The following is an 8,723-nucleotide window of genomic DNA, read 5'->3' as shown; positions in this document are numbered from 1 at the left end:
GCCCGCAGGGTGCTCAGCGACTCCACGCCCGTCGCGTCGAGCGGGGCCCCGGTGTTGGCGGGGGGGCGGGCGGGGGGGCCCCCCCCCCCCCGGGGGCCGGTGTTCCCCACCCCCCCCCGGGCCAATGCGGGGGCGGCCGCGGCGGCGGATCCGGATCGGGCTCGTCCGGGGGCGGGCCGCCCGCGGCCGCGCCGCTCGGCCGGTTCCTGGCCAAGGCCGCGGCGGTCACCGCCGGGCTCACCGCGGCCGGGGCCGTCCTGGGCCTCGTACGCGACCAGACCATCGCGCACCTCTTCGGCGCCGGACACGACAGCGACGCGTTCCTGATCGCCTGGACCGTGCCCGAGATGGCCTCGACGCTGCTCATCGAGGACGCCATGGCCCTGCTCATGGTGCCCGCCTTCAGCCACGCCCTGGCCCGCAGGGCGGCCGGTCGGGCCGGCCTGACCCGGCTGGAGGCACGCGCGCAGGACCCCGTAGGGCTGCTCGTCGCGGCGACCCTGCCCCGGCTCCTGGTGCTGCTGGCGGCCGTGGCCTCCGTCCTCGTCGTGGCCGCGCCGCTCGTCGTCGGGGCGCTCGCGCCCGGCCTGCCCGACCCCGGGCTGGCCGTCGAGTGCACCCGACTGACCGCGCTCACCGTGGTCTCCTTCGGCATCGCCGGGTACTTCAGCGCAGCCCTGCGGGCCCACCGCTCCTTCCTGCCGCCCGCCGCGATCTACGTCTCGTACAACGTCGGGATCATCGCCACGATGGTCGCCCTGCACGCCCTGTGGGGGGTACGGGCCGCCGCCGCCGGGGTCGCCGTCGGCGGGCTGCTGATGGTCCTCGTCCAACTGCCCGCGTTCATCCGGAACGTGGGCTTCGGCCCGCGTCGGGCCAAGTCCGCCCCGCGCAGCCAGCGCGACCGCGACCGGCCCACCCTCCTCGCCTTCGGCGTCATCGCGCCCGTCATCTTCTTCGCGGTGTTCCGGCAGTCCCAGGTCCTCGTCGAACGGTTCCTGGCCGCCTCCCTGCCCCCGGGCGCCATCTCGCACCTCAACTACGCGCAGAAGGTCGCGCAGATGCCGATGGTGCTGTCCCTGATGATCTGCACCGTCACCTTCCCCGTCGTCGCCCAGGCCATGGCCGGCGGGGAGCGGGACAAGGCCCGGCGCCGGGTGGAACGGGACCTCGCCCTGGCCTCCCTCGCCGTGCTGATGGGCGCCGCCCTCGTCATCGGGTACGCCCCGCAGATCATCCAGGTCCTCTTCGAACGCGGAGCCTTCACCCACCGGGACACCCTCGCCACCGCCTCCGTCATGCGGGTCTACGGCCTCGGACTCCTCGGCCACTGCCTCGTCGGAGCCCTGTCCCGGCCCTTCTTCTCGACCGCCCGGCCCATCTGGTTCCCGGCGCTCGCGATGGGCGCCGGGTTGCTCGTCAACGTCGTCGCCGGAGCCTTCGCCGTCGGCTGGTGGGGGACCTACGGCATCGCCGCCGCCAACGCCGCCGGCATCTCCACCACCGCGGTCCTGCTGCTCACCGGACTCGGCTCGCGGATCATCGCCATCCAGGTCCGCCGGGTCGCCATCAGCATCGGCCGGCTCGCGGTCGCCGCCATCGCCGCCTGCGGCACCGGCTGGCTCGCCGGGCCGATGATCCCCGACCCGCTGCTCAGCGCCGCCCTCGGCTGCCTGCTGGTCCCGGCCATGTTCGGCGCGACCGGCATGGCCATACGTGCCCTTGAGGTCACCGTCCTTCCCGCCCAGCTCGCCCAGCTCACCTCCCAGCTCACCCAGAGGTTCCGCAATGTCCGCTGACACCGACACGGCGCCCGCCGCCGCGGCGCGTTCCACCCGCCGCACCGTGTGGCCGTGGGTCCTGATGTACCACTCGGTCGCCGGGTTCACCGACCCCGCCGAGGACCCGTACGGCATCACCGTCACCCCCGCGGCCCTGGAGGCCCAGCTGCTGTGGCTGCGCGCCCGCCGGTTGCGCGGGGTGTCCGTCGGCGAACTGCTGCGGGCCCGCGCCGCCGGACGCGGCCGGGGGCTGGTCGGACTGACCTTCGACGACGGGTACACCGACTTCCTGACCTCGGCCCTGCCCCTGCTGCGCCGCCACGACTGCACCGCCACCCTGTTCGTGCTCCCCGGCCGGCTCGGCGTCGACAACGTCTGGGACCCGCTCGGACCGCGCAAGGCGCTGCTCACCGCCGAGGGCATCCGCGAAGTCGCCGCCGCGGGCATGGAGATCGGCTCGCACGGGCTGCTCCACCAGGACCTCACCGCCGCCCCCGACGACGTCCTCCAGCAGGAACTGCGGGGCAGCCGCGACCTGCTGCGCGAGCTGACCGGCACCCTCCCCGAGGGGTTCTGCCACCCGTACGGACACCTCGACGCCCGCGTCACAGCCGCGACCCGGGCCGCCGGCTACACGTACGCCTGCGGCATCGCCCCCGGGCGGCTCACGGGCCCGCACGCCCTGCCGCGCACCCACGTCAGCCAGGCCGACGGGGCCGCCCGACTGCGGATCAAGCGGCTCCGCCACCGCGTCGGCGAGCTGCGCCGGGTGGTGCTCCCGTGAACACGGTCAAGGCACTGCACATCATCACCGGACTCGGCGTCGGCGGGGCCGAACAGCAACTGCGCCTCCTGCTGAGGCACATGCCCATGCCGTGCGACGTACTGACGCTGACCAACCCCGGCCCCGTCGCCGAGGGCCTGCGCGCCGACGGGGTCCGAGTCGTGAACCTCGGGATGAGCGGGAACCGCGACCTCGGCGCCCTGCCCCGACTGGTCAAGTTCATCCGGCGCGGCCGCTACGACCTGGTCCACACCCACCTGTACCGGGCCTGCGTCTACGGCCGCGTCGCCGCCCGCCTCGCGGGCGTCGGAGCCACCGTGGCCACCGAGCACTCCCTCGGCGACGCCGAGATCGAGGGCAGGCCGCTGTCCGGCGGCGTCCGGGCCCTCTACCTGGCCAGCGAACGGCTCGGCGCGGCCACCGTCGCCGTCTCCGACACGGTCGCCGCCCGGCTGGAGGGCTGGGGGGTGCCGGCGCCGCGCATCCACGTCGTACCGAACGGCATCGAGGCCGTCCGCTTCCGCTTCGACGAGGGCGTCCGGCGGGCCACCCGGGCCCGCACCGGACTGCCCGAACGGGCCTTCGTCGTCGGCGGGGTCGGCCGGCTGGTCCCGGGCAAGCGGTTCGACGTCCTCGTACGGGCCGTCGCCGCGCTCCCCGGCGCGCACCTGCTGCTCGCCGGGGACGGGCCCGAGCGGGCCGCGCTGCGCACCCTCGCCGCCGAACTCGGCGCCCAGAGCCGGATCCACCTGCTCGGGGAGCGGGATCCGCTGGGCGACAGCGCCGACGGGCGCACCCCCGGCATCCCCGCCCTGCTGACCGCCATGGACGTCTTCGTGTCCCCCTCGCGGGAGGAGGCGTTCGGGCTCGCGGTGGTCGAGGCGCTGGCCGCCGGACTGCCCGTCCTGCACGTCACCTGCCCGGCCATCGACGACCTGCCCGCCGCCCAGGCGCCGGGCGCGCGCCGCATCGGGCCCGGCACCGAGGAACTGGTCGCCGCGCTGCGCGGGCACATGGAGGCCGGCGCCCGCCGGCTGCCGCCGCCGCCCGTGGTGCGCCGCTACGACATCGCCGGCAGCGCGAGCCGCCTGCTCGACGTCTACGCCCTCGCGCTCGCCGCCCCGGTCCCCGGCAGGGCACCGGCCGCACCGCTGCCCGCGCCCACCCCGGCGGGACGGGGCCCGGCCGCGCCGGGCTCCGCGCCGGCGGGCAACGGCTGATCCCGAATCCACCACCCCGGCCAGGGGAACGGCCGGGTCCGTCGAACTCCCCTCCCCCAGGAAGCGAGCACCGCACATGGCCGACACCGCAGACCAGAAGAAGTCCGACCACCGCTCGGAGAAGAAGCGGCGCGGCCTGCGCCCGCCCGCCTGGTGGCCGTTGCCCGCCTGCGCCCTGCTCGGCATGGCCGCGGGCGGGGCGTACGGGGTCCTCAAGGCACCCGAGTACGCCGCCACCAGCTACGTCGTCGCCGTCCCCGACGACACCACCGAACCGGCGACCGCGCTCGGCTTCTCCCAGGCCTACGCCCGCATCGCCACCAGCAGCTCCACCCTCGCCTACGCGCAACCGCGCGCCGGCATCGACGCCCGGCGGCTGCGGACCCAGGTGCGCGCGGAGACCTCCCCCGAGTCCCCGATGATCGCCATCACCGGGACGTCCAAGAGCCCCGCCGAGGCCGCCGACATCGCCAACGCCGTCGCCGACGCGCTGTCGCTGAGCAGCAATCAGGCCGCGAAGAACACCGGCGTGCAGCTGCTCCTGTTCAACCAGGCCGTCGCCCCCACCGACCCGGCCTCGCCGTCCGCGCCCATCAGCGGCGCCGTCGGGCTGTGCGCGGGCGGGCTGCTGGGCGGCCTGTGGCTGCTGGCCCGGCCCGCCAGGCCCGGCCGCCCCGTACGGCGCGCGGACGGCGAGGGCACGCAGCCGGCCGTCGAGGAGTACGCCTCCCTGCCCGCGCAGGGCGACCACACCGAGACCAAGGAGAAGGAGCCCGCTCGATGAACCCGGGCTCCGCCGGGGCCCTGTCGGTGACGCTGTGCCGCGACCCCCGGCAGTTCGCCGCCCTGGAAGAGCCGTGGAACCGGCTCTTCCGCGGCTGCCCCACCGCCACCCCCTTCCAGAGCCACGCCTGGCTGCACTCGTGGTGGTTGTCGTACGGCAAGGAGGGCCGGCTGCGGATCGTCCTCGTGCGGCGCGGGGAGGAGCTGGTCGGGGCGGCCGCGCTGATGCTCGTACACCGGCCGCTGCCGCGGCTGGTGGCGCTCGGCGGCGGGATCACCGACCACTCGGACGTCCTGGTGGCCGCCGAGCACGCCGAGCAGGTGGTTCCGGCGCTGGCCCGCGGGCTGCACCGGGCCGCCCGGAGCGCGATCGTCGACCTGCGCGAGGTGCGGCCGGGGGCCGCCGCCGAGGCGTTGTACGAGGCGTGGCCCGGGGTGCGCAGCAAGCTGGCCGACTCCACCTGCATGGAGCTGCCCGCGCTGCCCTTCGACGAGCTGGTGAAGCGGATGCCGTCCTCCGGTGCCCAGCGGGTGCGCGCCAAGCTCCGCAAGACGGACGCCGCGGGGATCGAGGAGCACGAGGTCACCGAGCCGGAGGTGCCGCAGGCCGTGCGGACCCTGCTGCGGCTGCACGAGAAGCAGTGGCGCGGGCGCGGGGTGACGCCCGAGCACCTCAGGCCGCGGTTCGCCGAGCACCTGACCCGGGCCACCCGACGGATGGTGCGGGCCGGGGAGGGCCGGCTGACCGAGTTCCGGCTGGACGGGAAGGTGGTGGCGGCCAACGTCACCCTGTTGTCCGCCGGGCTGAGCGGCGGCTACCTGTACGGGGCCGATCCGGACCTGCGTGACCGCAAGGTCGACGTGGCGACGCTGCTGCTGCGCTACGAGACCGGGCGGGCGCTCGCCGACGGCCGGCCCGTGGTGAGCTTCCTGCGCGGCAGCGAGCCGTACAAGAACCACTGGCGCCCCGAGACGGTGGTCAACCAGCGGTTCCTGATGGCCACGGCCGCGCTCGCGCCCCTGCTGCGACTGCACGAGTCGCAGGTGACGGGACGCGAGCGGGCGGTGGACGCGCTGCGGGAGGCGCTGCCGGCCGCACGGGACTGGCGGGCACGGATCAACGAACTGCGGGTCCGGTGACCGTGCCGGTGCGCTCGCCGCACGAGGGGCGGGGACGGGGGCGGGGGCTAGAAGGGCCAGACGTAGGAGTCCTTGCCCCAGTTGAGGTTGAAGCAGACGGCCTGGTTGCCGACCAGCTTGGACAGCCACTCGCCGAAGTTGAGCGGTACGCACCACTGGCTGCTGTTGTTGGGCTGCGGCTTGGACGGCTGGGGCTTCGGCACCAGGGGGCCGGGCGTCGGCGACGCCGGTACGGGTACGGAGACCTCGGGGGAGGGCACCGGCGGGAACACGGGCGGTACCGGGACCTGCGGCGACGGCACCGGAGGGAGCACCGGCGGCACGGAGACGTCCGGCTTCGGGACCACCGGACCGGGCTCGACGGGCGTGGGGTCGACGGGGCCCGGGACCGGGGTCGGCACCTCGGGGCTCGGCACCGGAACGGGGACCTCCGGCGAGGGGACGGCGGGTGTGGGGACCTGCGGCGTCGGCAGCGAGGGCGTCGGGACGGCCGGCGTCGGGACCCCGGGCAGGGGTACGGCCGGGGTCGGGACGGCCGGTGTGGGAATCGCCGGGGTCGGGACCACCGGGGTGGGAACGGCCGGCGTCGGGACCACCGGCGTCGGGACCACCGGCGTCGGGATGACCGGGCCGGGCAGGTCGGGCGTCAGGGCCTCGCGGAACACCCGGGAGGACTCGGGGTTCGCCTTGCACTGCCACACGCCGTGCGGGCAGTAGTCGGTGATGGTGTGGTAGAGCGGCTTGTGCTGCTCGATCCACTTCAGCATCCGCCGCACGTACTCCGGGTTGTCCCCGTTGCGGAACAGGCCCCACTCCGGGTACGAGATCTCCTTACCGTGTGCTTTCGCGAAATCGACGTGCTGCTGGAGCCCGTACGGCTGGGTGATCTGCTCGTCGAAGTTCCGACCGGGAGCCTGGTCGTACGAATCCATGCCGATGATGTCGACCCAGTCGTCGCCCGGGTAGCACTTGGTCCAGCCGATGGCGTCCGTCCCCCGGTTGGGGGCGAAATCGAACTTGAACTCCTGGCCGGGCACGGCGCGCATGGTGTTGACGACGCGCTTCCAGTACGCCTTCCAGTTCTGCGGGTCGGGCCCGCAGCGGTGGGTGTAGGTGGTGCCGTTCATCTCCCAGCCGAGCACGATCACCGTGTCGGGGACGCCCAGCGTCACCAGCCGCTCGGCCAGCTTCCGGAAGTGCTGGTCGTGATCGCCGTTCGCGCCCGCCCTGATCAGCCGGGCCACCTGGCGGTCGGGGACCCGGCTCTCGTTGCGCGCCTGCATGGGCACGTTCAGGACGAACAACCGGTCGTCCTGGGCCTTGCGCCAGGCCGCCCAGTCCGCGAGGAAGCCGACGTTGCCCTCGATGCCGCCCCACACGTCGCCGGGCAGATAGGTGTGCCCGACCCGGATCTCCCTGCCGCCCAGCCAGCGCGACAGGAACGGGATCCGGGCCACTCCCGTCGGCCCGAAGTCGAGATACGCGCCCATGGCGACGTCGGAGCTCCTGGACGTTTCCTCGTCGGGGGCCGACAGCGCGGCTCCCGTGGCGAGCAGTCCGGCCGTGACCGTACCGATGCAGGTGCTCACCAGTCGGCGGCGTGGTCTGGGCATGGCGTCTCCCGAGCTTTCCTGAACCGGTGTGCTTACCAAAGACGTTAGGCATCAGATCTGACGAATGGCCTGTCCGGTGGCCGTTGCGTAGGCCATTCGCAGGTGCGTATCCATCCCGCTTGGTCCGACTAGGTGAAAGACACCGTTTCCATGCACGCGTTCGCCAACCATGTGCCCGCAGTTCTGCTCAGACTCGATCGGAACCCGTTCCACCACGGAACCCTCGGCGCCGTCAGATCGCTGGGGCGCAAAGGCGTTGAGGTCCATGCCGTCGTCGAGGCCGGGGGAGGACCCATGGGGCGTTCGCGCTACCTGCGCGCCGTCCACCCCGGGCCGGACGGGGGTTTGGACCCCGAGGCGCCGGACGCGTTGCGGGAGTGCCTCGTACGGGTGTCGGAGCGGATCGGCCGGCCGGCCGTGCTCGTCGCCATGGACGACCTGAGCGCCATCGCGGTGTCGCGGATGGCGCCGCTGCTGACGGACCGTTTCCGGATCCCCCATCAGCCCGACAACCTGCCCGCGCGGGTGGCCGACAAGGCGGAGCTGTCGCGGCTGTGCGCGCGCTGGGACGTCCCGCACCCGGAGACCGTGATCCCGGCGAGCGGGGCGGAGGCGGCCGAGGCCACCTGGCGGCTCGGCCTGCCGGTGGTGGCCAAGTGGAGCCGGCCGTGGCTGCTGCCCGCGGGCACCGGGCTGCGCAGCACCACCCTCGTGCACACCACCGCCGAGGCGCGGGGGCTCTACGAGCGTTCCGCGGAGGCCGGGAGCCGGCTGCTGCTCCAGCGGTTCCTGCCGGCCGGACCGGACACCGACTGGTTCTTCCACGGCGCCTTCGCCCGGGGCGGGCACCCGCTCCTCGCAGGATCGGGCCGCAAGGAGCTGTCCTGGCCGGTGCGCACGGGGCTGACGGCGGTGGGCCGCTGGTTGCCGGACCCGGCGGTCGAGGAGGCCGGGCTGCGGCTCGCCGACCGGCTCGGCTACCAGGGCATCCTCGACCTCGACTTCCGGCGGGACGAGCGCGGCTGCTTCCGCCTCGTGGACTTCAACCCGCGCCCCGGAGCCCAGTTCAGGCTGTTCACCGACGACTTCGGGCTCGACGTGGTCCAGGCGATGTACCTGGACCTGACGGGGCAACGGGTACCGGAGCCCGTGGGCGGCCCGGGCCGGATCTTCGTCGCGGAGAACTACGCGCTGCTCGCGGCCGTACGGGGACGCTCGCTGCCGCGGCGGCGAGCGGGCGCCGGTTCCGGGCCGTCAGGCGGCTCGGCCCCGGGCGGCGTTGCGGCCGGCGCCGGCGCCGGGGGCGCGATCGGCAGTGCGTCGTGTTTGGGAAAATTTTTAGAGCAACTTTTAATATAGCTGGGGCGCCTAAAAATAAAAAAACTGGGGGGGGGGGGGGGGG

At 74.3% G+C, this 8,723-nt stretch carries 7 protein-coding genes; 6 read left to right on the top strand and 1 reads right to left on the bottom strand.

What is annotated here, in order from left to right; genetic code table 11:
- The 5 genes from NOD94_RS38645 to NOD94_RS38625 all read left to right on the top strand — a co-directional run.
- Positions 1-1,799: lipid II flippase MurJ (locus tag NOD94_RS38645; protein ID WP_281210932.1), on the top strand; the 1,799-nt coding region annotated here is incomplete at its 5' end.
- Positions 1,789-2,565 (top strand): polysaccharide deacetylase family protein, encoded by a 777-nt coding sequence (locus NOD94_RS38640; RefSeq protein ID WP_281210931.1) that lies wholly within the window; start codon positions 1,789-1,791, stop codon positions 2,563-2,565. The genes NOD94_RS38645 and NOD94_RS38640, both read left to right, overlap by 11 nt.
- Positions 2,562-3,785, top strand: coding sequence for a glycosyltransferase (locus NOD94_RS38635; RefSeq protein WP_281210930.1), 1,224 nt, complete (start codon positions 2,562-2,564; stop codon positions 3,783-3,785). The genes NOD94_RS38640 and NOD94_RS38635 overlap by 4 nt, the downstream gene beginning before the upstream one ends.
- 76 nt (positions 3,786-3,861) lie before the next feature.
- Positions 3,862-4,569 carry a lipopolysaccharide biosynthesis protein gene (locus tag NOD94_RS38630; protein ID WP_281210929.1) on the top strand — a complete coding sequence of 236 codons (708 nt, stop codon included), beginning with the start codon at positions 3,862-3,864 and terminating at the stop codon, positions 4,567-4,569.
- A complete protein-coding gene (locus NOD94_RS38625) occupies positions 4,566-5,708 on the top strand; it encodes a GNAT family N-acetyltransferase (RefSeq protein WP_281210928.1) in 1,143 nt (380 codons plus the stop codon). The genes NOD94_RS38630 and NOD94_RS38625 overlap by 4 nt, the downstream gene beginning before the upstream one ends.
- A gap of 47 nt (positions 5,709-5,755) precedes the next feature.
- Here NOD94_RS38625 and NOD94_RS38620 read toward each other — a convergent pair whose 3' ends face one another.
- Positions 5,756-7,321 carry a glycosyl hydrolase gene (locus NOD94_RS38620; protein WP_281210927.1) on the bottom strand — a complete coding sequence of 522 codons (1,566 nt, stop codon included), beginning with the start codon at positions 7,319-7,321 and terminating at the stop codon, positions 5,756-5,758.
- Positions 7,322-7,615: 294 nt separating this feature from the next.
- Between NOD94_RS38620 and NOD94_RS38615 the strand changes: the two genes are divergently transcribed.
- Entirely contained in the window at positions 7,616-8,680 is a 1,065-nt protein-coding gene (locus tag NOD94_RS38615) for an ATP-grasp domain-containing protein (protein WP_348652378.1), read from the top strand.
- Positions 8,681-8,723 lie beyond the last annotated feature (43 nt).

Origin of the sequence: Streptomyces sp. Isolate_45 (genome assembly GCF_024721315.2) — a bacterium.
In the GTDB taxonomy this organism is placed as follows: Bacteria; Actinomycetota; Actinomycetes; order Streptomycetales; family Streptomycetaceae; genus Streptomyces.
Note: the sequence above shows the minus strand (reverse complement) of the source record. Positions and strands in the feature narration are given on the sequence as shown.